This window comes from Chitinophaga sp. MM2321 (assembly GCF_964033635.1).
GTDB lineage: Bacteria > Bacteroidota > Bacteroidia > Chitinophagales > Chitinophagaceae > Chitinophaga.
The window spans coordinates 3,171,048-3,193,697 of the sequence record NZ_OZ035533.1 but is presented as its reverse complement, the minus strand read 5'-3'; the positions used below and the strand labels follow the sequence as shown (position 1 = coordinate 3,193,697).

Below are 22,650 nucleotides of genomic sequence, written 5' to 3'. Positions count from 1 at the left end.
GATTTTACATGAGATATATACTTTCTTTTATAGCTGTTGCCGCCACTTTGGTTTTCAGCGGATGCACCAAAGATCCTTTTGAAGGCATACAAAGCCATGAGCGGGCTATAGAGGCTATTACACTAGGTGGTGGACTCATACAGGTAGGTCCGGCTGCTATTGACAGGGCCGCCGCAAAAGCATCCGTGAAGGTGCTGGTACAACCCAATACAGACCTGAGTAAGGTGGTGGCAGAGATCCAGACTTCCTACAAAGCCGGGGTAAGCCCCGGTAGTGATCAGCCACTGGATTTTACCGCAAGCAACAACCAATACAAATATACCATCACTTCCGAAGCAGGCGATACCCGCGAATGGACTGTAGAGATTATTCCCTTTACCGAAACCCTGCTGGGCACTTACTCCGTACAGGCGTTATCGTTATATGGCGGTACGGGTCCGGAATATGGCGGAGGCGCTGTGATGAAGCTCACCGACAAACCCTGGGTATGGCCCGCCAACGATGGTCCGGAAAAGGAACTGGATAACACACTTACCTTTGAATATACCGGTATCACACCCGATGGAAAAACTACCGGTACGGTAGATAACAAAGCCGGAGCGGATGGGGCCTACGCGAATTTTATCTTTAACAACCCGCTCACCGATGTAAATGGTTTTTACAGAACTATCCCCAAAGGAGTGAGCACCTGGGAAAGGGATTACGCCAATAATACCGTAACATTTATCAGCCCCGAAGGTAAAAGGAGCAGTGCCATTTTTACCGGTGCAAAAACCATTGACCTGGGAAATGGTCAATCAAAAACAATTACCGATAACGCTTTCGACTTTACTTTAAGCGGGGTAGATGACTGGGGAAATATTTATTCAGATTATGACAAGTTCGTCAAAAATCCCCGGAGATACTGGATTGAAGTAAAAAAGAACCCGTAATTTAAAATTAATATGAAGCAGATGAGTTTTTATACCTTATTATTTTCCGCTGTACTCAGTATGGCGGCGTGTAGTAAAAGTAATAACACCACTACAACGCCGCCGGAGAAAAAAGATACTGTCATCAATACCGGGTTCAAAACACTGGATTACCTGTATAGTATTTCGGGCAAAAAAACGTTGTCCGGTATCCATAACCGGGAACCCAATGCTACTCCCGCCCGGTGGACGGAAGAAATAAAAAATACGACCGGCAAATACCCGGCCTTGTGGAGCGGTGACTTCCTGTTCCAGGCAGATAACATCAACAACCGGCAGATCATGATAGATGAAGCCGTACGGCAGTGGAACAAAGGCGCCGTGATCAACCTGATGTGGCATGCCTGCAACCCGGCCAATACACAACCCTGTGGCTGGGATGATGGCAAAGGTGTACAAAGCCGTCTTACCAATGAGCAGTGGACAGAACTGTGTACAGACGGCACTGTCCTCAACGGCAAATGGAAAGTGATGATGGATGAAGTATGCGTGTACCTGCAACAGCTGGAAGATAAAGGCGTGGAAGTGCTTTGGCGCCCGCTCCATGAAATGAACCAGGGCGTATTCTGGTGGGGCGGCCGCTCCGGTCCTGATGGCACCCGTAAATTATGGCAGCTCATGCGCGACTACATGACCAAAACAAAAGGACTCTCCAACCTGATCTGGGTATGGGATATCCAGGACTTCCCTTCACTGGCCAACGATGTAAGCGGCTATAATCCGGGTGCAGCATATTTTGATATGGTAGCACTGGACATTTATGATGACGGAAGCGGTTATTCCCAATCTAAATATGAAGCAATGGTAAAAGCCGCTGCCGGCAAACCTATGGCCATAGGGGAGTGCCAGCGGTTGCCTACCGCAGCGGAATTGAGGAATCAGTCACGCTGGGTGTTTTTTATGGGATGGTCTGAACTGACCTTCTCCAAAAATTCAACCGCAGAAATCAATAATCTATATTCAGCAGATAATATCATTACACTGGATAAGATGCCTGGATGGAAATAAATTTTAAAAGAATGATGAGTGCTGCGCTTGTATGGGGATATTTACTTCCTGTGCAGGCGCAGCATCGTTTATCCGTGAGTGTTGCACCGACTTTCAGTACCAGTAACTTTCAATGGTCCATTGCCGGCAACAACGCAGGCACTAACCCCAATGTATACTCCGAATTGCGCTGGAACAATATACAGCGTGCAGGCCTTGGCATTACCGCCAGTTGGCATTTTATGAAACGCTTCGATGTGAGCATCCAGCTTGCTGAAAATTATACGATCGCAGGAGAAGCCACTGATACAGATTATAAGGAAGATAACAGGCATAACATCGCCTATCACGGCACATTTAACAGTAACAAGGGTAATCATACGCTGCTGGCAGTCAGTGCAGGCTACACGCTTCCGCTGGGCGGGAATAGCAGTCTCACGTTTTATCCGGGGTACACCTTTAGCAGGGAAACGTTGTATCTCCTGCCGGCAGATGCGTTTGCGCCGGCTGATCTTCGTTCTACCTATACCGTTACCTGGAAAGGAATCATGACAGGCATCTCCCTAAAAAAATATATTACGTCAAATCTTTTTGTTAAGCCCGGTATTCGCTATTACCAGTTAAAATATCTGGCTACGGCCAACTGGAACTTAATCCCACAATTTAACCACCCATTAAGCTTTGCACACAACGCAAATGGCTATACGCTGGAACCTTCCCTGCAACTGGGTTATAGAGCTTTGTACGTTTCCTGCGCATATACTTACCGAACTACGGGAAGGGGTGTGGAAAAATTATATTTGAATACGGGAGCAATAAAAGAAACACAGTTCAACGGAGCGGAACAAAAAATCTTGCAGCTCAGCATTGGCTTCACTGCAAGATTTCTACAAAGGAAGGGGCACTAGAAAGTCGTCATGCTGTACATTTCAATCTGCTGACCAGTAGGGCTGGAGCCACCATACCAGTGGTTGGTACCTACAAAATAAAACCAGTTGTTGTAGTAGCTGCCGCTGTTGTTGGTAAGGGTAAATTGGTAGTTGCCATCCACGTAGAAATCTACCTGGTGCGTGTTACTGCTTTTCGCCTGGCATTTAAAAGTGTGGTAGCCGTTGTCGTTTACGGAAATGGTTTGATACTTGTATTGCCCGCCTCCCTGGAGATATCCTTTCAGGACATTATCGTTCAGCGTTTTTACAAATCCCATTTCATTGCCATTCCACTGTGATACATTGTCGGCCAGGAATACTGCCTGCTCGCTGGCGCTGCTGTAGGCATTGCTGCCACCTTTAAAACAACCATAAAACTGTAACCCGGTGGCGGTTTGTCCGCCGTTTTGCTGCGCAGCATCAATGTCCGTGCTGCAGTTGCCTACCGGTACGCAGATTCCATTGGAGCCGGAAATGTTGTAAGGAACACCGTTGCAGGTACCCCATAGACTAAAGGCGCTTTGAGGTACTGCAGCGCGTGCAATAGTGTTGGTTGCTTCTCCGTTGGAAGCAACATCTTTTTTACAACCGGTGCCCACGAAGATCAGCAGGGCACAGGCGGAAGCAATTGTGCGTGTTTTCATAACATATTTATTGAGGGTGTAATAAAAAACGATATGAAAAGGCTTTGTGCACTACGCGTTACTTCACGGTTTCAGACAAAGAGAAAGCCTGGTTTTTTTGGATCAGTTTAGATAATGTTTCAACGGAAGCAGCAGAGCGGTAACCGTCTGCGGCAGTGTGTATGCAATAGTCTACCAGCTGATCAATACTGGAAGTAGCTACATGTACGCGGGTATCACTGGAAGCATAATAAATAAATACCTGTCCGTTGTCGTCAGCAATCCAGCCATTGGCGAATACTACATTGGATACGTCGCCCACTCTTTCGCTGCCTTCCGGCGCCATAAAATAACCGGCTGGTTTGTAAATCACTTTGGCTGGATCTTGCAGGTCTGTCATGAATAAATAAAGGGTATAACGCAAACCGGCAGCAGTATTGCGAACGCCATGCGCCAGGTGCAGCCAGCCCTGCGGAGTTTTGATGGGCGCAGGTCCCTGGCCATTTTTGGCTTCTGCAATGGTGTGATATACTTTGTTGTCAATCACCTGCTCCTGGTCTATTACGGCATTTTCCATACTACTGCAAAAGCCCACGCCGATACCACCACCTTTCCCTGCTTCAATAAAACTATCCTGTGGCCTGGTGTAGAGCATATATTTTCCTTGTACATATTCGGGATGCAATACTACATTTCGTTGTTGCGCGGCCGTAGTTTTCAGGTCGGGAAGACGTTCCCACTGCTCCAGGTTGCGGGTACGCACAATACCACATTGCGCAATGGCAGCAGTCTGGTCACCCGCTGTGGCAGCGGGGTCCCGGCGTTCGGTACAGAAAAGTCCGTATAGCCATCCGTCTTCATGCGCGGTGATCCGCATATCATACACATTGGTATCCGGCTGGGTGGTTTCGCCGATATGCAGCGGGAACGGACGGAAAGCAAACCCACTGGTACCGTTGTCACTTTCTGCGATGGCAAAAAATGATTTCCTGTCCCAGCCTTCCACCCTGGCTACCAGTACATATTTATCATTGAACTTCACAGCACCGGCATTGAAAACGGCATTGATACCAAAACGTACCATCAGGAACGGATTGGTGGCGGGGTCCAGGTCGTAGCGCCAGCACAGGGGTGTATGCTCTGCGGTGAGTACCGGGTATTCATAGCGAGAGAAAATACCGTTGCCGGTTTCTTCTTTCCGGTTAGGACGGTTAAGCAATCGTTCATGTGCCTGTTGTAATGCTGTCAGTCTTTCAGTAAAGGACATATTGACTTATTTATCTTTTGAAAAAATTAAAATGGTTTCCTGTTTTCCTGCCAATGCAAATCCCGGTATCCTGATATCATTATCAGCAACAGCAAAAGTTTTGTTTTCCATGGAATGGGTTGCCGGGGAAAACTGCTGCAACCGGTAGTTGGCGGGTAGCGACAAGCGGATACTGCTTGTTTGTGTACTGTCGTTATGATTGAGCAGGTACACATAATAACTGTCACCGCATTTCAGCGCATAAGCTTCGAGTGTACCGGCGCTCACGGTTATTTTTTCGAAATTGCCCTGCCCATCGCGCAGCATGCGGTCGCTGATCATTCTTACACTTCTGAAGTAGGGCGTCATTTTTTCATTGTCAAACATCTCCCACCACCACGACATAGGTAGTATGGGTGTAGGGCTGAACATCCCGTACCACAAACCTCTTTTATAGTCGTAGTTTGCTTCTTTGGCGTATTTCACGTCCTGGTCTTCCCAACGGAAACCGAACTCGCCAACTACGTATGGTTTGTTATAGGTCTGTATATAATCGGGGTAGATGCCCGGTATTTTTTCCGTGTGTTTATAGATATGTTTCTGATTGAAATCGATGTATGGAATGCTGTTTAAACCGATGATATCCCGGTGTGAAACGCTGGTGCTGACCAGGTGCTGATAGGGATCAATATCTTTCAGGTAGCGGCTCATTTCAAGATGCCATTGCGCAATGGTGCCCAGTGGAATGATGATGCTGTCCTGTGGTGTGAAGGCGGCATTATCTACTTCATTAAAAAATTCCCACACTGCAATGCTGGGACTGTAACCCCACCTGGCTACGATGTAGCGAAGCTTGTTTTTATACTGCTCCTGTGCGGCCTGCATGGTGAAGAAGTCTGCCGGATCTTTTGCGGGGCCGCCATTTTTCTGGTTGTAGTTGCTGTTGTTCCAGCCACCGCCCTGCATGAGATGACCGTGCCAGTCGATGGAAAGCATAAAATATAATCCGAGGGAATCGCACATATCCACCAGTTCATCCATTCTTTTGATAGCGCCGGGATTGAAGTAGGCGTCGGAAGATTGATAACGTTTGGTACCATGTGGCTTTTTCCATTCCAGCGGCAGGTTCCAGTAGCACATCCAGGTGCGGAAGAAATTGGCACCGTTGCGGGCCAGTGATGGCAGCAGGTAGTCGTAAGTCCATTTATCATCTTCAAAGCTGCGGGACTCCCACGCTACATTTTCACCGATGCCGCGGAATAATTCACCATTATCAAAACGAAAAGTCCACAGATCATTTTTATGCAGGAAACCTTTGCCGGTACCGGGTTGCACGGTGAATCGGGTATTTACTGTAGTGGTCACTGCACTGCTGTCGGTTAAACGAAAAGTATATTGATAGATACCGGCTTCCTGCGGAGTGAAGCGGGCTTTCCAGGTGCCGTTATCGAAGTAACAGGGCAGGAGCAGTGGTTTTCCGGTGGGGGATACCAGCAGCATATCCAGGCTTACCTGTTTTTGATTGTAGGGATTCGTGTAAGCGGCTGTAAGGGTAATCTCCCAGGCTGATCTTTCAAATTGTGTAATGGTATTGTTTAGCTTTTTAACGGAGTGAATAACCGGGTCAGCCCATGAATGGCTGTAAACAGCCAGCAGGGAACAAAGCAGCAATAACCTTGCGGTAAGTTTCATTTGTCGTTGATTGTTGAATAAGACAAATGTAGAAAAGCATCGAAGGGGCTTTCGATGCTTTTTTGATGAATGTTAATGTTATCCGGAAGTGATTACCGTACTGCTTTTTTTCGTGCAATAAATTCTTTGGGGCCTACGCCATATTGTTTGATAAAGCATTTATCGAAATAGGAGTGGCTGTTAAATCCTACTTCAAAAGCTACCTGGTTAATCGTAAGATTACCTTCCAGCAGCAGTTGCACGCCTTTGCGCAGACGAATAGCTTTGATGAATTCATGAACGGTTTGACCGGCGAGTGATTTTACTTTATTGTACAACACGGTGCGGCTCACGCACAATGCTTTGCTGATCAGCTTTGCATCCAGTTCTGCATTGGACATATTGGCTTCTATAAAATGAATGAGGTCATGCAGGAACTGCTGATCCATATCACTGATCATGTGGCTGTCTGCCGGCAGCGGTGTATCATTGAAGATCTGATCCCTCACGCGTTGGTAAATGGTGTCCTGTTTTTGCAGGAAATTGAGTAGTACTTGCAGGAGCACTTCTTTTTTAATGGGTTTGGTGAGATAGGCTTCTGCGCCCGCTTCGTAGCCGCTTGCCTGCATACCTGTTTCCCATTGGCTGGTGAGGATAATGACCGGGATATGACTGGTAACGGTTTGTGATTTTATGGATTTACAGAACTGTAATCCGTTCATGCCGGGCATGAGCAGATCGGTGACGATGATCGCAGGTAATTCTTCCAATGCCAGTGAAAGCCCTTGCTCCCCGTTTTCTGCTTCAAATATTTCAAATACATCAGATAATAACAGGCGCAGATAGTCGCGCATTTCCTTACTGTCTTCTACAATCAGTATTTTTTTACCTTTAATTTTCAGGTAGGTTTCGGTAGGCAACGCCTGCCAGAACTCTGCTGTAAGCGCATTGCTACCACTTTCTTCGGCTACCGGTAAAGCAACGGGCGGGTTATTGGAAATAGGAAACGTGAGGGTGAAGATGGAACCCTTTCCGGGTTCACTACTAACGGTAATGGATGCATGATTTACTTCCAGGAAATCCTTTACGATCAGTAAACCCAGTCCTGTTCCTTTCTCACCGGCAGTACCGGTTTGTACGGATGATTTATTAATGTGAAATAATTCATCCAGCTGTTCCTGTGTCATACCGATACCGGTATCGGATATACGAAGCATAATATTTTCCGGTGTAGTCGTTGACGTGATCGTGATTGCGCCATTGTAGCCGGTAAATTTTACGCTATTGGAAAGGATGTTGCGGATCACTACATCCACCATCTGCTGGTCAGCATAGATCCAGTGCTGTTCATCCAGCTGCTGGGTAACCGCAATATTTTTATTCGTGATCTGCGGGGATAACAGCTTCAGGTTATTCTGAACAATCGCCGCCACGTTGGCGTCAACGGGGGCGTAGTCCATGCGTTGGGATTGCGACATGGACCAGCTTAACAGGTTTACCAGCAGGTCAAACACGGCCGATGAGGACGCGTGCATATTGGCTACGTACTGTTGCAGGGTGCGGGTATCTGTTTTGCCCAGCTGCGCTTCCATAAACCCGGAGAGCTCTTTTAAGGCCACCACCGGGTTTTTCAGGTCATGCGCCAGTACAGAGAAAAAATAATCTTTTGATTTATTTACTTTTTCCAGTTCTTCCACGGCTTTTTCCAGTTCCTGGTTCTGGTTGGAGATCTGTTGTTGTTGGACAAGAATTTTATCTGTTTGCCGCACTATTTCAGAATAGGAGACTTCCAGTTTTTCTTTTTGCATGGTGATCTCATCATTCTGCTCCACGAGGGAATTATTGGTTTCCTGCAACCGGGCGGTTTGTCGCCGCACTTCTTCTTTCAGTTGCTGGTTGCGTTTTTTTACGGTAGCAATCCGTTGATAGAAGATGGTGGTTATGCCCAGGATGATGATCATGGCCAGCCCGGTTTTAAACCACCAGGTTTGCCACCAGTATGGCTGGATAATGATGGTAAGGGCCCTGCCTGGAGGTTGCCAGGCGCCGTAGGTATCGGTATAGCGTACCTGTAGCCGGTAGGTGCCGGGTTGCAGGTGTGCGAAAGATATTTTGCGCTCATCGATCACATCTATCCACTCATCATAATAACCTTCCAGCCGGTAGCTGTATTTTATTTTCGGAGGGGCGTAGAGGTTAATAGCCGCAAACCCGATAGAAAAGTAGGACTGTTTCTGCGTGAGTGTTAGTGTATCGGTGAGTCCCAGTATTTTTTGTAGCGGCGACTTCGGCGCACCCGGTTGTTGCAGTTCCCCAAAGATATACAGGTCGGTGAAGTAGAAATATACCGGCGTGTTGACAGGAGTAATGCGTGCGGGGTTAAACCCGCTGAATCCTTTGGGGCCGCCAAAGTACAAGGTACCGTCATCACCTTTTAAAGCTGCCTTCTGGAAGAATGTTTTTTCGTAGAGTCCATCGTTTTTATCATAGCGGTGTGTTTGCAGGGTGGCAGGGTCCAGTGATATCAGTCCTTCGTTGGTGCTGATCCATAATTTATTTTCTGCATCGCAGATGATTGATTTCATGGACTCTGGCAGGGGGAGTTGTTTGTTCAGGTGGGTGAACGACTGTGAAGTTTCGTCAAACCTGTCCAGCCCCTGTTCGGTGACTACCCATATGCGGCCCTGCTGATCTTCCGCCACCATATTCACGGAATTGCCGTTAATACTGGCGGGGTTGTCGCTATGTTCATAGTGTTGCAGGGTTTTACCATTATAGATAAATAGTCCGCTGTAAGTGCTGATCCATATTCTTTTCCGGCTGTCTTTAAAAAGATGGTTTACCCAGGCAGGTTCCTGCATATTAAAAGGATAGACCGTATTATTTTTATAATGGATAAACTGCCGGTTGTTCAGTTGGTAGGCTACGAGTCCTTCGCCGTGCGTGCCGATCCATAGAACGCTGTCGTCCGGCAGGATGGTTTTTACATCGTTATTGATGAGGGAATTGGCATTGAGGGGATCGTGCAGGTAGCTGTGTGTTTGACCGGTAGCCGGATCATATTCTTTCAGCCCTTCTGCCCAGGTGGCTACCCAGATGTGGCCGGCGCGGTCACCTTTTACATCATTTACGGCCATGGAACCGAAGAGGGGGCCGGCCTGCAAAGCATGATTGGGTTTTGCAGGGTCATATAGTACAACACCGCTGCCGGCGGTACCTATCCACAAACGGTGTTGTATATCTTCATAAAAAGAAGTCACAACGGTGGTACGTAAACCGGGGATGTCATTGTTGCTGGTCAGGTAATTACTGAATACATTTTTTTTACTGTTGGTAGTAAAAATGCCATAGCCTGCGGAGGCAAACCATATATTTCCAAACTGGTCTTCGGTGATAGATGTAATGGAATTCACCCGGTCATGCCCGTTGTTTTGCGCCTGACTGGATACGGGCATGGGTGTAAACGTGCCTTTATTTACCAGGCAGAGGTCTTCCCGGCCAACGCCTATCCATATATTTTCATCGGCATCCTGGTAGATGCAGCGGATATTGCTGTGTGTGAAGCGGGGACTATGGGAAAGGTTGTCGAAGGCGCCGAGCAGGTTTCCCAGGCTATCGAGTACGCCAACACCTTTATCTTCTGTACCTATCCATACGCGTTGTGCTTTATCGAGCAGGATGCTCTGAATTTTATTACTGGGGAGGGCGTTAGGATTATCAGGTGAATTCCGGAAAGAACGAAAGGAGTGGGTGCGGGTATTGAATTTAAGCACTCCTTTATTGAAGGTGCCTGCCCATATATTGTTATCGGGGCCCGCAGCCATGCAGAAGATAACGTTTTCATCGCCCTGCGCCAGGAACCAGTCGCCCTTCCTTTTCGCGGCATCGTAGCGGCAAAGGCCATTGGAGGTGCCGAGCCAGAGTTGTTGCTGCGCATCTTCTATGATGGCATTGATGGGTGTTTTATTCTTTTGTCCGTTGATGGGCATTCTTTCAAAAACATCCCGTGAGCGGTCGTACAGGTTCAGTCCATCGATGGTGCCTACCCATAACCGCCGGTGGCTGTCTTCAAAAATGGAATAAACGATGTTATTATTTAAACTGAGACTATCCTTTTCCTGGTGTCCGTATTTTTTAATAGAATATCCGTCCCAGCGGAATAGTCCGTCGAAGGATGCCAGCCAGATGAAACCGTAAGAGTCGTGAATAATCTTCTGATAGTCGTTTGTCAGCAGACCATTATCCGTGGAATGGTTGTAAAAATTATAATTCGTGGTTTGTGCGCTGGCAGCAGACACCATTAACACCAGTACAATTGTCCGGAGAGTTTTAAATAACATGATGGAATGACGGCCTGAATTTTTTAATGATCTGATCAAATGTATTTAAATATCCTGTTGTGATCATCTGTGATTTAGTATTTATTATATATGTTATATGTATTTTATTGAGATGTAAATATCTATTGGTCCATGATTTTTCTCTGAACCATAGTTCAAGAATTCTGCACTGTACAACAAGGTTTATTGGCTGGTTTTCAAGAAAACGGGACTGTGGAGCAAGTTGGAAATGAGGGGTAATCATAATATTGGAAACGGCCGTATTATTTCCATGTTATTGTTTAAAACAGAAATTCCATGTTAAACGAAAGCTACCTGTTCAAGAAAGTGATGCGGGAAATTACTCCGCTGACAGCCAATGATTGTTTTTCTATTTTCTCCCGCAGGAAGAAAGAGTTTACTTTTCCTTTGCATAGCCATGAAGAAATGGAACTGAACCTGATCCTGGGTGGCGCGGGCACGCAGCGGATCATCGGTGATCACATGGGCGACATTACAGATGCGGAGCTGGTCCTGGTTGGGTCTAATTTGCCGCATGGCTGGTTTACACAGGGCCTGGCGGATAAAGAGATCCTGGAAGTAACCATCCAGTTTAACCGGGAACTGTTTTCCCAGGGCTTCCTGGATAAAAACCAGTTATTACCTATCCGGAAACTGTTCGATAACGCCAAACGGGGCATCCTCTTCGATGAGGAAACCATAAAGGCCATCGCGCCAGCTATCATTGCACTGGAAAAGAAAAATGGTTTCGACTCTTTTCTACAGCTGTTATCTTTATTACATGACCTGTCTATTGCCCGGAACACCCGGTACCTGTCAGACCCCTCTTTTTGCAAAGAGATCATCAGCTATGACAGCGGGCGGTTGGAAAAGGCGTTTGATTATATGAACCGTAAATATGGTTCACCCATTACCCTTACAGAAATTGCCCGCATCGCCAATATGTCGGAAGCAGCTTTTAGTCGGTTTATTAAAACGCATACCGGCTATACGTTTACGGAAAATCTTACGGAAATCCGGTTTGGTCATGTTACCCGGATGCTGATATCCACGCAGCAGTCTATTGCAGAAATTGCGTATAAGTGTGGGTTCAATAACATGGCGAACTTTAATAAGCTTTTTAAAAGAAGGAAAGGATGCACGCCAAAAGAGTTTAAGGGGACTTTTAACCGGCAAAGGGTGGTGGTGTAGGGGAGGTGTTATGTATTAAATTGATTAAATTCATAAATTAATTGATTTTTTACATAAATTTCGGTAACTTTATTTATGAGAGTATTACATATAGCTGCTGGTAAATACCAGGAAGCCAGCGTTTCTCTCCTTCAGAAAGGTGAATGGACAGGTACCTTAAAGAAAAGGTTCGATTTTGATTGGGAAAAGGAGGAACAGTATGAAGTTTATAAGATTACGGTTACCGGAGATAATAGTATTCAAGGATTAATGTCTTTACTAACTATAGCACCCGAACTTCGGCTCGAGATTAGATTGTTGGAATCTGCCAGGGAAAATATAGGTAGTGCTAAAGTATATGATAGAATTGCTGGCTGCTTGATTGCTTTTGCTTGTAAGCTGGCTTTTAAGAGGGGATTTGGTGGATTCGTTTCACTGGTACCTAAAACGGAATTAATAGCGCATTATATTGCAAAGTATAACTTCTTCCCGCAAGGAAAGCATCTTGCAATTGACGGCGATGCTTCATTTACACTTATTACTGAATACCTTGAAAACGATAGTAAATGAAAACGATAAAACATACCGATAAGGAGCTTGCGGAGGCAAATATATTTCCTCATGGTCTTTCTGAAGAAGAAAAGGCAGCAGCAGATAAAGAATTGTTGGCGCTACGTATAGAAAGATGGAATAAGAGGAGTACGCAGGAACAATTAAGAGATCAGCTATTACAGCTGAAATATCAAATGGAAAGTGTAACTGGTGCTTTACTATACCAGGAAGAGCTGCATTTTGGTTACTTTCTTTCCTCTTATATTCAAATAATTCGCAAAAAACAAAAGGAATTTGCACAGGAAATAAGTCTTGATGAAACTCGTTTAAGCCGTATCATTCATAGAAAGGAATCCCCCAATGATGAGTTGTTTATTAGGCTGGAATTGCATTCCAGAAATACTATACCAGCATTAAACTGGTTCATGCTGGCGGAAAAAGAGAGAGCCTATTATATAAATACAAGTAGTGATTTAAGGAAGAAGGAAAAGAAAAATGTTCTTAAAACAATAAAACTTTGATGATGTAAATCAGGCTATATAAGTGATCATTGTTGATTTATCAGACTTTTTAAAATCCCATTCAGAATAGATGTTCATAAATTGATAATTATGTTGAACTTTTTTGAAATAGTTTTATATATGATCAATGTACTGTTCAGAATCAAAACAGTTCGTAGAAGATATGCAAAAAAGTAATGAGTAGTAAAAACAGGCGTATAACATCGCAATAGGTAGCTATACAGTGGACCGACCCCAAATGCTTTACTACTATAATAATTAACGGGCTTCCTGCATGATAGGAGCCGACCAAGAAATTCAGATGCTTTACTGGTATAATAATTAACGAGCTTCCAGCGCAATAGCCTGGGTTAAAACCCCGGCTATTGTTATTATGCCAGTAAAGCATCCGCATTTGGTCCTGAAATATATCCCCACCCTATGATAATTTGCTGCTAATTATATATATTGTCAGAAAGACACTATTTCCCCAATCCCAGATGGTATTGAAGCCAGCTGGTAATAATGTTTATCACATGAAAAGAATACTGATGATCCTGATCCTCCTGCCTGTTGGTTTGATGGCGCAGGAGTTGTACAAGTTCCCTGCGGATGCTGATACCCGCTGGATCACCTTTGAAAACAGTTCCGGTGGCAAAGGTATAGCGGGTATAGAAAACAAAGGTGCAAAGGGTCATCCCTGCGATACCTTGAAAGCAGGAGCCAGTGTAACGCTGATGGACTACCAGGGTGCCGGGGTCATTAACAGGATCTGGTTAACTATCTCGGAAAGAAAGCCGGAAGTTTTAAGGTCCATTCGTATTGATATGTATTGGGAAGGTGCTACAAAGCCCGCGGTATCTGCACCTTTGGGCGATTTCTTTGGTATTGGATTAGGACTAAAAACACCCTTTCAATGTGCCTTGTTTTCCGATCCGGAAGGCAGATCATTTAACTGCAACATTCCTATGCCTTTTAATAAGAAGGCACGGATTGTATTGGTAAATGAATCCTCAAAAACAGCATCGTTGTTTTATGAGATAAATCTTACGGCACAGAAAAAGCCACAAAAGGACTTACTATATTTCCACGCTTACTGGAACAGTAACAAACATACAAAGCTGGGAGATGATTTTGAAATGCTGCCGGCTGTTACTGGTAAAGGCCGTTACCTCGGCAGCAATATGGGAGTAATAGCAGATAAAACGTATGGCAATACCTGGTTTGGCGAAGGAGAGGTAAAAATGTACCTGGATGGTGATACGCAATATCCTACGCTGGCTGGTACGGGAACAGAAGACTACATCGGTACAGGCTGGAGCCAGGGCACCTTTGCCCATTTATACCAGGGCTGCCTGATTGCAGACGGACCAACGAGAGCCTATGCTTTTTATCGTTATCATATTCCCGACCCAGTTTATTTTCACAGTGGTTGCCGGGTAACTATACAACAGATTGGCGGCGGCGCAAGAGACCAGGTAAGAGAAGTGGTGGGCAAGGGCGCTCGCCTGAAACCTGTTACGGTATCAACACCTGCCGCGTTGGTGAAAATACTGGAACAACCCTCTTTTCCAAATCTCTCAGATGAAAAATTCCCTGATGGATGGGTAAATTTTTACCGGCTGGATAATTATTCTTCCACCGCATATTTCTATCTCGACAAACCGGAAAGTAACCTGCCTGCATTAGCCCCGTTGGCAGAACGTCTGGAAGGTATTACACCGGAAGTTCCATAGATGGCTATCATCGACAGTAGCAGTAGTCCGACCCATAGGGTCGGACTTTCGCCATATCAAAGCACATAAACCCTCCCCGCAAATTATCATATTGTTGCCCTGAATAACACCTACACTTTCCCTTCTTCTTTCCGATAGTTAAATACCCAATGCTTGCCATATTTATCGGTGAGTGCCCCATACTTTGCGCCCCAGGGCATATCTGTTAATGGTTCTGTTATTTTACCGCCAGCAGATAATTTTGTAAAGAAGGAATTTATCTGATCTTCATCTTCACAATTAATACAAAGGTGTACAGTATTACCTTCTATTCTTTTTTCTCTGCTCAGGTCAGAAGCCATTATTACGATATCACCAGATTTTAAATATGAATGCAATATATGGTCTTTCATTTCAGGGGGCATTTGTTTCGCCATTGCCGGCATTTCGCCAACGGTTTGTAGATCAAGTTGCCCACCTAAACATGCCTGGTAAAAATTCATTGCTTCGCGGCAATTGTTATCAAAATTTAGATAAGGATTTAATTGCGCCATTGTTATTGATTTATTTTATGATAAAAAAGGTATGAAGTGAATAAGATTTTACGCCTGCCTGTCACAAAAGTATTTGTTCTATACCCAACTACAAGGGTGGTAAAACGACAAGAAAAGGGGGTAAATGCGACATTTGTTGCATGTCTGAAAGCGGTTGGCTGAAGCAGGCTCAGAGGAAGAAATACTTAAAAAAAGTACTTTTGACATACCATTAGATTATTTCCCGGACGGGATAAATTTAAAATCATGTACATGTTCGATACGGCATCGTTGATCAAACTGGGAGGATCACTGCTTATATTTCTGGTAGTATATGGACAAACAGGATTGTTCTTTTGCTTTTTCTTACCCAGCGGAGGGTTTCTTTTTATGGGAGGGGTATTGGTAGCTACGGGACTATTGGATGATGGGTTGGTTACGGTTTGCGGCTTAGCTACTTTAGCAGCAGTACTGGGTAATCTAACTGGTTACTGGATCGGTCGGAAAGCGGGCCCGTTGCTGTACCGGCGGGAAGATTCAAGGTTTTTTAAGAAACAATACCTGTTGGCTGCGGAAGGATTTTATAAAAAGTATGGAGGTATAGCTTTGTCTATTGGATTGTTTCTTCCCCTTATCCGCACATTTGGTCCTATCGTTGGCGGTATCCTCAGACTTAGATTCGGGCACTTTTTGCTGTATGTTTTTATTGGCTCACTGTTTTGGGTGGTAAGTTTTACAATGGCGGGGTACCTGATAGGGAGTATGCCCTTCTTAAAGCCTTATCTCAAATATGTTGTTATCGGGATTGTGTTTGCAGTAACACTACCGGTTGCCATCAAAGTTTTCCGTGAATTCAGAAAACGTTCAACCGGTGGAAATGAACGGGGAGAAAGCAGTAAATAAACAGGAGTGATGAAATTAATGCACTTAATAATTACGCAGTTGTAAAACCTGTACACGGCACAGGTTTTACAACTACGTATATGTTGTTTTGATCAGGAGTATATCTCAGCGTTTTTTATTGGCGCCCAGGAGCAGCACCACGCCTACTATAGCTACTATGCCGCCTGCATATGTAGGCCAGCCTACCCATTTATTTTCTGTTTTGTTCACTTCCAACGGACCAACATCAAGTACTTTCTTCTGGGTTTGAACAGAAAAGCCACGGATAATGACCATGGTAATACCTGCAATAATCAGAACAATAGCTAATATTTTCATAGTAGATAATTTAATGAAACAGGTAGCAAGTGTTGTGCCATACCGTTTTCATATCGCTATTGTGGAATGGTGTGCTGCCATGAAAGCAGTCACCGTGGCTATAAAACTACTGTATGTTCAAACCCTTGAACCACGCTTCTGCATTCTTGCGGTATATTTTGTCTATGACCGATTTGGGTAGTTTCAGCCCCGTAAATTTTCCTTCAAATGAAGATGAATGCAGGGTGTCGCCGGTAGCCAGAAAAGCCCAGTCCCGCAGCCAGGCTTCGTGTATGAATTTGCCTGCTTCGGCTGAAGGTTTGCTGTCGTCTGTAATCCGGTCGGTGCCATATAGCAGCCGGTCCTGGTAGCGGATAAAGAAATCATGTACTTTCTGCCAATCCTTCATGGCAAGAAATTGCAGGTCCGATATTCTTGCCGCCATATCTACGGCCATATTAGGCAGCTTGTCCAGGTGCATAGCCAATGTATCGGTGTTCCACTCCAGGCTGCCCAAATGGGCGCCTACAAACCGTAGTCCGGGGTGTTTCTCCAGCATATGATCTCTCGCCGCCATCTGTTCTTCATAAGATGGATGGTCGGGATGAGCGAACATATGATATTCCGGGTGCCGGGTATAATATTTCCTGTTGGAATTCATCTGCATCTGATCAAGTGGCAGCCAGCAATCTTTAGGCTCGCCCAGGTGGCCGATTACAGGGATTTCTGCTTTGGTGAGAAAGTCCAGCACTTCATCAAACCGGGGATTGTCTATCATCACAAAATGTCCTTTCGTATCCTTCAGGTCCATACCGATATTCTTGTAGATCTTAACGGCGATAGCTCCTTTGTCTATGGACATTTTCAGCTTGTCAATGGTTTTACTGCTCCAGTCACGGTTATTCCAGCCATCTACAGAAAAAGTAGTGGCAAACGATACATACTGAGGAAATTGTGTCTTTTGCTGTATGGCAAATTGTTCCTGCGCTTCCATTCCGGGTTCTTCATCCACTACAATCGTTAACAGCCGGAAATTATCTTCCCTGGCTATATGTACTAAAGTGGTATCGGTAGTACGGATATGCACATGTGCATCTATTTTCCTTACAGCTGCATAATCAGCGGTGGTATAATAGGTGGCCGTGTCGGCAGTTGTTTCCTGGTTGGTTGTTTGTCCGCCGCAGCTGCATATAAGCAGCAGCAGAGGACAAAGCAGGTATTTGTGTTTTTTAATAAGCATAGCTGTGGGTAGTTTATCTCCATTGCATGAGTGCTGCATTCAGTACTTCCTCTACACGTCGCCGTGGTTTATGAAAAGAGATCATACCGTGTCCGGGAACCATTATATCCATATCAACGCGCGCAAATTTCCGCAGCGATTCGATATAGATTTTTTTGTTGAAATCAATGGAGCCGCCCCATCCAAAATCGCCTGCCAGTAAAGTACCGATTACGTCGCCACTGATCACCACCTTTTTATTGTCCAGGATAAAATTATAGGCGGTGCAGCCCATGCTATGACCTGGCAGATGCATCACCCCGATTTCCACGCCCAGTAAATGCAGGGTTTGGCCGTCAGTCAGTATTTCATCTACGGTTACAGGCGTAAAAATTTTATGGTATAAATAGCCGCAACAACGCTCATCACCGGAAGCGACCGAATTGGCCGTTTCTTCTATGGCCAGCAATTTAACGCCCATTTTTTTCAGGATATGTGCGCCGCCGGCATGGTCTAAATGAGGATGGGTAAGGATGCAATATTTGATTTGCCCGGGCTGCAATCCCCAATATTTCATGTTTTCAAATATCTGTTCCATGGTATCGCCACAGCCAGAATCAAACATGATTAAGCCTTGCGGCGTTTCCAGTATATAAGAATTTGCATCGTTCCATAACGCTCCCGGCTCATCGAAAGTAATACCATTTATGTCGCCGCCAACTTGATAAAGTCCTCTTAAAATCTGCATACGCTTGATTCGGTTTTTAAAATATATGATGGCTCCAACAATACAACTGCTAAAGCTTCATTCAAAAAAGCACGCTAAAATATAGTAAAAAGGAACGTGATTATTGCCCTTCATTGGCTTTATTCTGTACTATATTATCAATTGGATTCCTAAACTATTCCTGAATATTATTCTGCCCACAGAAGGGTGATGAATCATTTTTTTTACCTTATTTTTAGTAAAACTATATTATTGCCCACAAGCCATGAAACCGCATTTTCATAAAGTCCCACAGTCGATTCAGACTTCTTTCAGCATACGGCATGATGTAGAACCTAACTTTGGTACTATATGGCATTATCATCCTGAACTGGAGTTACATTATATTATCCGGGGAGAAGGTGTTCGTTTTACCGGAGATAAGATCAGCAACTTTTCAGCAGGGGAGATGATCCTGCTGGGTGAAAATATGCCACATACCTGGCATTGTAAGGAAGAATATTTCGAGGAGGGGTCCAACAAGCGCGTAGAGGCCATCGTATTACAGTTTCTGCCAAACTGTATGGGAAGCGATTTCCTGTTCCTGCCTGAAGCACACCTGTTGTTAAAGCTCTTTGAAAAAGCGAAGAAGGGAATGGTTATTCATGGCGATACACATAAGAAGCTTTCCGGTTTGCTGTTCCAGATGGTAAATGCGGAAAGACTGGAAAAGGTGGTGATGCTGCTTTCCATTCTCAACCTGCTCTCCGAAACAGAAGATTATACTTTTATCAGCGCCACCTATTCTTTTCATCCGCCGGACAAGCAGGAAAAGGATAGATTAAACGCCGTGTACAATTATACATTATCAAATTTCAAACAGGCCATTACACTGGAAGAAATAGCGGCTATCAGCAATCTTACCGTTACCTCTTTTTGCCGTTATTTCAAGTTGATGACGCATAAAACCTATTACGATTTCCTGACGGAAGTACGTATCAGCCATGTATGCCAGCATTTGATAGAAGATAAATTGTCCATTCCTCATATTTCCAGTCAGTGCGGATTTCTTAATATCTCCAATTTTTACCGACAATTTAAAAAGGTAACCGGCCTTACACCAGTTAATTATAAACGGAATTATCTACAGGTAAAAACATTTTCCTAACGGAGACGGATATCCGGCGAATAATAAATAACCATTACATAAAATTGCAGACCTTTACCCTTTTTTAATTTTGAAAAACAGGTAAGATGGATACATCATTTAACCATACAGCCCTTAAAGGGAAAGTAGCCCTGGTAGCCGGTGGAACACGTGGCGGTGGCCGGGGAATTGCGGTGGAACTGGGTGCAGCCGGCGCAACCGTATATGTAACAGGCAGGACTACACGTGAACAAAGATCCGAATACGACCGCCCGGAAACGATTGAAGAAACAGCAGAGCTGGTAAATGCCGCCGGCGGACATGGCATTCCTGTAAGGGTGGATCACCTGGTACACGAAGAAGTAGCGCAACTGGTGCAACGGATCGAAAAAGAACAGGGCAGACTGGATATCCTCGTGAATGATATCTGGGGAGGAGAGAAGCTGATGGAATGGAACAAACCGGTATGGGAGCACTCACTGAAAAATGGTCTCCGCCTGCTGGACCTGGGCGTTAATACCCACCTCATTACGGCACACTATGCATTACCGCTACTGATCAAACAGCCAGGCGGCTTATTGGTGGAGGTGACAGACGGCACTGCCGAATACAATGCCGATCATTACCGCCTGTCCGTATTTTACGATCTGGCAAAGACCGCAGTCATCAGGATGGCCTGGGCACATGCCAAAGACCTGGCGCCATACAATTGTACGGCGGTAGCTGTAACGCCCGGATGGATGCGCTCTGAAATAATGCTGGAGGTATTTGAGGTAGGAGAGGAAAACTGGCAGGACGCTGTTAAAAAAGAACCCCATTTCGCCATTTCAGAATCACCGCATTTTGTTGGTCGTGCCATAGCAGCATTGGCCGCCGATGAGGACAAGCAACGCTGGAGCGGCCAATCCCTTTCCAGTGGCCAATTGGCCCAAATCTATCATTTCAATGACCTCGACGGCTCACGGCCAGATTGCTGGCGTTACATCACGGAAGTACAGGATGCCGGTAAACCTGCGGATGTAACGGGATACCGTTGATGTCCCTGCTAAAAATACAACAGGATGGAGCATAAAAAATCTTCAGATAATCATAGCATCATTCCGCATTCCCTGACAATCCCTGCTGATCTTATTGCAGCCAGGAAGCTGGTGTATGATAAGTGCCATTATAAATATACGGAGCCGTTAATGGAAGCAGAAAGTGCTGAATACGGTGCCTGTACTTTTGAACTGAATGGCCGCGCTGTCAGGTTCCGCGTGGCTAAGATCACGCCAACAAAGACCGGCCAATTCGTTACAATATGGAAGCGGAATCAAAAAGGCCCCATTCAGCCATATGATCTTTCAGACCCCGTAGATCTGTTTATTATCAGTACGCGGAAAGACAATCATTTTGGACAATTTATCTTCCCCAAAACTGTTTTGTGTGCGCATGATATTGTAGCAGGTAATGGTAAAGGAGGTAAACGGGGAATACGTGTATACCCGCCATGGGATGAAACCACCAGCCGGCAGGCGCAAAAAACGCAGCAGTGGCAGTTGGATTTTTTCCTGGAAATACCGGATAATAAACCGATAGACTTTGCCCGTTCCGGTATGCTTTTGCAGTAATGTAAAACGATACTTAATGCTCAACAATATTTCCTTTTGCTCCTTTAGCAGTCAGCCCCGCACGGTCACTAACTTTTCCCTTATCAATCTGCACAGCTATTCCTTTCTTTGATATGGCAGCAATATTGGTCAGGGGTGTTTGTCCACCATTGGTAACAGCCACCGCAATTGAATTATTACCATTGGCTGTCACATCTCCTTTGATCTTTAATGCATGCACAACGCCGCCTTCTACATTAAAAGAATGCACGTTGTCGCCATGAGTAGTGATGCCACCTGAAATATTTAATTGCCGGATTTCTCCACCGGGCTTGATACTGATAGCATCTGCGGGAAGGCTCATCAGCACTCCTTTTACAAGTGTTTGTCCCTTCGCACCATTGGTTACTACGCCGTTTTTTACTTCAATACTGCCAACTGCTTTGCTAAACTGCATACCAATGGAACCGTCGCCGTGGGTGGTAATACTGTGAAAAGTTGCTTTTGTAACAGTGCCATCATATTGATTGAAACCTCTTGCACCTAAACCAAACGTTTCAATTTTATCTTTGGCTTCAAATTCATCAACGATACCAAAATTCACAAAGCCGATACCACTTGGCCCATAAGAGGTGATTGGTTTTTCTGCTATCCATTTTTCTACTTCTCCCCAGGTGTCTAATACCATATCGTTTACACCATAGGTAGTCACCGCACCCTTATGTGTGATGTTTTTTATTTTAGTTCCGTTTACAATAAAAACTGCTGCTGTAATCATATCCGGTTGTCCATAAGGTAGCATGCCATTGGAATAAATATCACCTGTTGTAATGGTGTCTGCAATTACCCAACCTCCATTGTCGCCAAATCCGCAGATGAACAATCCAGAACCAATTACCGGCGCGCCTTTGCGCCCTAAGCTGATATTGGTTAAGGTGGCGTTGATAACACTATCCGGTGTGCTGTTAAAATTATAAACGGTAAAAGCGCCCTGGTAAACGTTCACCCCATATTTCTGTGGTTGTTCGGAATACCTGCGGGCATCACAAGCCACAATATCAATGTTGTCTGCCAGCAGTGTTGTTTTGGAAGTGCCTGCCCTGGTCAATATTTGAACCTGCCCCGTTATGACAAGGTTCTTTAAAGATAAAATTCCCAGATCCGCGTGATTACTTAAAGTATAGATAGCCCTGTTGTTGGGATTCGTCTGAATAGTAAGATCCGCAATTTCATTGTTGGCAGTCAGTCCGATACCATCGCTGTTATTAAAACTGATGATGCAACGTTCTTTGTCCAGCCCCGTTATACTAAATCCTACCGGCAACACAATTGAATACGGACAAAGTATAGAGGTTTGCAGTACTAAATTTGCTGGCGTATTATTACCTAATGCTGTCATCAGGTCTATGAGTGAATGGATGGGTATTTTCATAATTCAGGTTTGTTTAGTGTAAATAGCAATAGCACTGAACACAACGCCAGTATTGGCTCAATGTGATAACCTTATAATTAAAATTAAATACAGAATAGGAGGTTGAAATGTAAGATGCCC

20 protein-coding genes are annotated in these 22,650 nt (G+C 44.9%); 11 read left to right on the top strand and 9 right to left on the bottom strand.

All coding sequences use genetic code 11. From position 1 onward, the window contains the following. Positions 1-8: 8 nt before the first annotated feature. The 3 genes from ABQ275_RS12480 to ABQ275_RS12470 are packed head-to-tail and all read left to right on the top strand — an operon-like array spanning position 9 to position 2,866. The gene (locus ABQ275_RS12480) at positions 9-932 is read left to right on the top strand and encodes a hypothetical protein (protein ID WP_349318644.1); all 924 of its coding nucleotides are present in this window, start codon (positions 9-11) and stop codon (positions 930-932) included. Between the two features lie 12 nt (positions 933-944). Next, positions 945-1,979, top strand: coding sequence for a glycosyl hydrolase (locus tag ABQ275_RS12475; RefSeq protein WP_349318643.1), 1,035 nt, complete (start codon positions 945-947; stop codon positions 1,977-1,979). Positions 1,980-1,990: 11 nt separating this feature from the next. Further along, positions 1,991-2,866 (top strand): hypothetical protein, encoded by an 876-nt coding sequence (locus tag ABQ275_RS12470; RefSeq protein ID WP_349318642.1) that lies wholly within the window; start codon positions 1,991-1,993, stop codon positions 2,864-2,866. Here the strand turns inward: ABQ275_RS12470 and ABQ275_RS12465 are convergent. The 4 genes from ABQ275_RS12465 to ABQ275_RS12450 form a co-directional block, all read right to left on the bottom strand. After that, positions 2,863-3,531 carry a hypothetical protein gene (locus tag ABQ275_RS12465; RefSeq protein WP_349318641.1) on the bottom strand — a complete coding sequence of 223 codons (669 nt, stop codon included), beginning with the start codon at positions 3,529-3,531 and terminating at the stop codon, positions 2,863-2,865. The genes ABQ275_RS12470 and ABQ275_RS12465 overlap by 4 nt on opposite strands. Positions 3,532-3,589: 58 nt before the next feature. Further along, a complete protein-coding gene (locus tag ABQ275_RS12460; RefSeq protein WP_349318640.1) occupies positions 3,590-4,777 on the bottom strand; it encodes a glycosidase in 1,188 nt (395 codons plus the stop codon). A 6-nt stretch (positions 4,778-4,783) separates the two neighbouring features. Further along, positions 4,784-6,448 (bottom strand): DUF5060 domain-containing protein, encoded by a 1,665-nt coding sequence (locus ABQ275_RS12455; RefSeq protein ID WP_349318639.1) that lies wholly within the window; start codon positions 6,446-6,448, stop codon positions 4,784-4,786. Positions 6,449-6,540: 92 nt separating this feature from the next. Beyond that, positions 6,541-10,767 carry a two-component regulator propeller domain-containing protein gene (locus tag ABQ275_RS12450; RefSeq protein ID WP_349318638.1) on the bottom strand — a complete coding sequence of 1,409 codons (4,227 nt, stop codon included), beginning with the start codon at positions 10,765-10,767 and terminating at the stop codon, positions 6,541-6,543. 297 nt (positions 10,768-11,064) lie between these two features. On the opposite strand from ABQ275_RS12450, the gene ABQ275_RS12445 reads away from it, so the two are divergent. The 4 genes from ABQ275_RS12445 to ABQ275_RS12430 all read left to right on the top strand — a co-directional run bounded on the left by ABQ275_RS12445 (position 11,065) and on the right by ABQ275_RS12430 (position 14,725). Further along, on the top strand, positions 11,065-11,958 hold the full coding sequence (locus ABQ275_RS12445; RefSeq protein ID WP_349318637.1) for an AraC family transcriptional regulator: 894 nt from the start codon (positions 11,065-11,067) through the stop codon (positions 11,956-11,958). Between the two features lie 75 nt (positions 11,959-12,033). After that, entirely contained in the window at positions 12,034-12,507 is a 474-nt protein-coding gene (locus tag ABQ275_RS12440; protein WP_349318636.1) for a hypothetical protein, read from the top strand. Then, a complete protein-coding gene (locus ABQ275_RS12435) occupies positions 12,504-13,010 on the top strand; it encodes a hypothetical protein (RefSeq protein WP_349318635.1) in 507 nt (168 codons plus the stop codon). Before ABQ275_RS12440 ends, ABQ275_RS12435 begins: the two co-directional genes overlap by 4 nt. A 515-nt stretch (positions 13,011-13,525) precedes the next feature. Next, positions 13,526-14,725, top strand: coding sequence for a glycoside hydrolase family 172 protein (locus tag ABQ275_RS12430; protein WP_349318634.1), 1,200 nt, complete (start codon positions 13,526-13,528; stop codon positions 14,723-14,725). A 110-nt stretch (positions 14,726-14,835) separates the two neighbouring features. Here the strand turns inward: ABQ275_RS12430 and ABQ275_RS12425 are convergent, their stop codons facing one another. Beyond that, positions 14,836-15,258, bottom strand: a complete 423-nt coding sequence (locus tag ABQ275_RS12425) for a VOC family protein (protein ID WP_349318633.1) — start codon at positions 15,256-15,258, stop codon at positions 14,836-14,838. Between the two features lie 252 nt (positions 15,259-15,510). On the opposite strand from ABQ275_RS12425, the gene ABQ275_RS12420 reads away from it, so the two are divergent. Next, positions 15,511-16,140, top strand: a complete 630-nt coding sequence (locus ABQ275_RS12420) for a VTT domain-containing protein (RefSeq protein WP_349318632.1) — start codon at positions 15,511-15,513, stop codon at positions 16,138-16,140. A 105-nt stretch (positions 16,141-16,245) separates the two neighbouring features. Here ABQ275_RS12420 and ABQ275_RS12415 read toward each other — a convergent pair whose 3' ends face one another. From ABQ275_RS12415 to ABQ275_RS12405, 3 genes are all read right to left on the bottom strand, one after another. Further along, positions 16,246-16,458, bottom strand: coding sequence for a hypothetical protein (locus ABQ275_RS12415; protein ID WP_349318631.1), 213 nt, complete (start codon positions 16,456-16,458; stop codon positions 16,246-16,248). Positions 16,459-16,564: 106 nt separating this feature from the next. Beyond that, entirely contained in the window at positions 16,565-17,677 is a 1,113-nt protein-coding gene (locus ABQ275_RS12410) for an amidohydrolase family protein (protein ID WP_349318630.1), read from the bottom strand. A 13-nt stretch (positions 17,678-17,690) separates the two neighbouring features. Then, the gene (locus tag ABQ275_RS12405) at positions 17,691-18,404 is read right to left on the bottom strand and encodes an MBL fold metallo-hydrolase (RefSeq protein WP_349318629.1); all 714 of its coding nucleotides are present in this window, start codon (positions 18,402-18,404) and stop codon (positions 17,691-17,693) included. Between the two features lie 244 nt (positions 18,405-18,648). Here ABQ275_RS12405 and ABQ275_RS12400 point away from each other — a divergent pair, with 244 nt between their 5' ends. From ABQ275_RS12400 to ABQ275_RS12390, 3 genes are all read left to right on the top strand, one after another. Next, positions 18,649-19,530, top strand: a complete 882-nt coding sequence (locus ABQ275_RS12400) for an AraC family transcriptional regulator (protein WP_349318628.1) — start codon at positions 18,649-18,651, stop codon at positions 19,528-19,530. An 86-nt stretch (positions 19,531-19,616) separates the two neighbouring features. Then, on the top strand, positions 19,617-20,546 hold the full coding sequence (locus tag ABQ275_RS12395; protein WP_349318627.1) for an SDR family oxidoreductase: 930 nt from the start codon (positions 19,617-19,619) through the stop codon (positions 20,544-20,546). A gap of 24 nt (positions 20,547-20,570) precedes the next feature. After that, positions 20,571-21,119: a MepB family protein gene (locus tag ABQ275_RS12390; RefSeq protein ID WP_349318626.1), complete on the top strand. Its 549-nt coding sequence runs from the start codon at positions 20,571-20,573 to the stop codon at positions 21,117-21,119. A 13-nt stretch (positions 21,120-21,132) separates the two neighbouring features. On the opposite strand, the gene ABQ275_RS12385 is transcribed toward ABQ275_RS12390, so the two are convergent. Continuing rightward, positions 21,133-22,530 carry a hypothetical protein gene (locus ABQ275_RS12385; RefSeq protein ID WP_349318625.1) on the bottom strand — a complete coding sequence of 466 codons (1,398 nt, stop codon included), beginning with the start codon at positions 22,528-22,530 and terminating at the stop codon, positions 21,133-21,135. Positions 22,531-22,650: the final 120 nt, after the last annotated feature.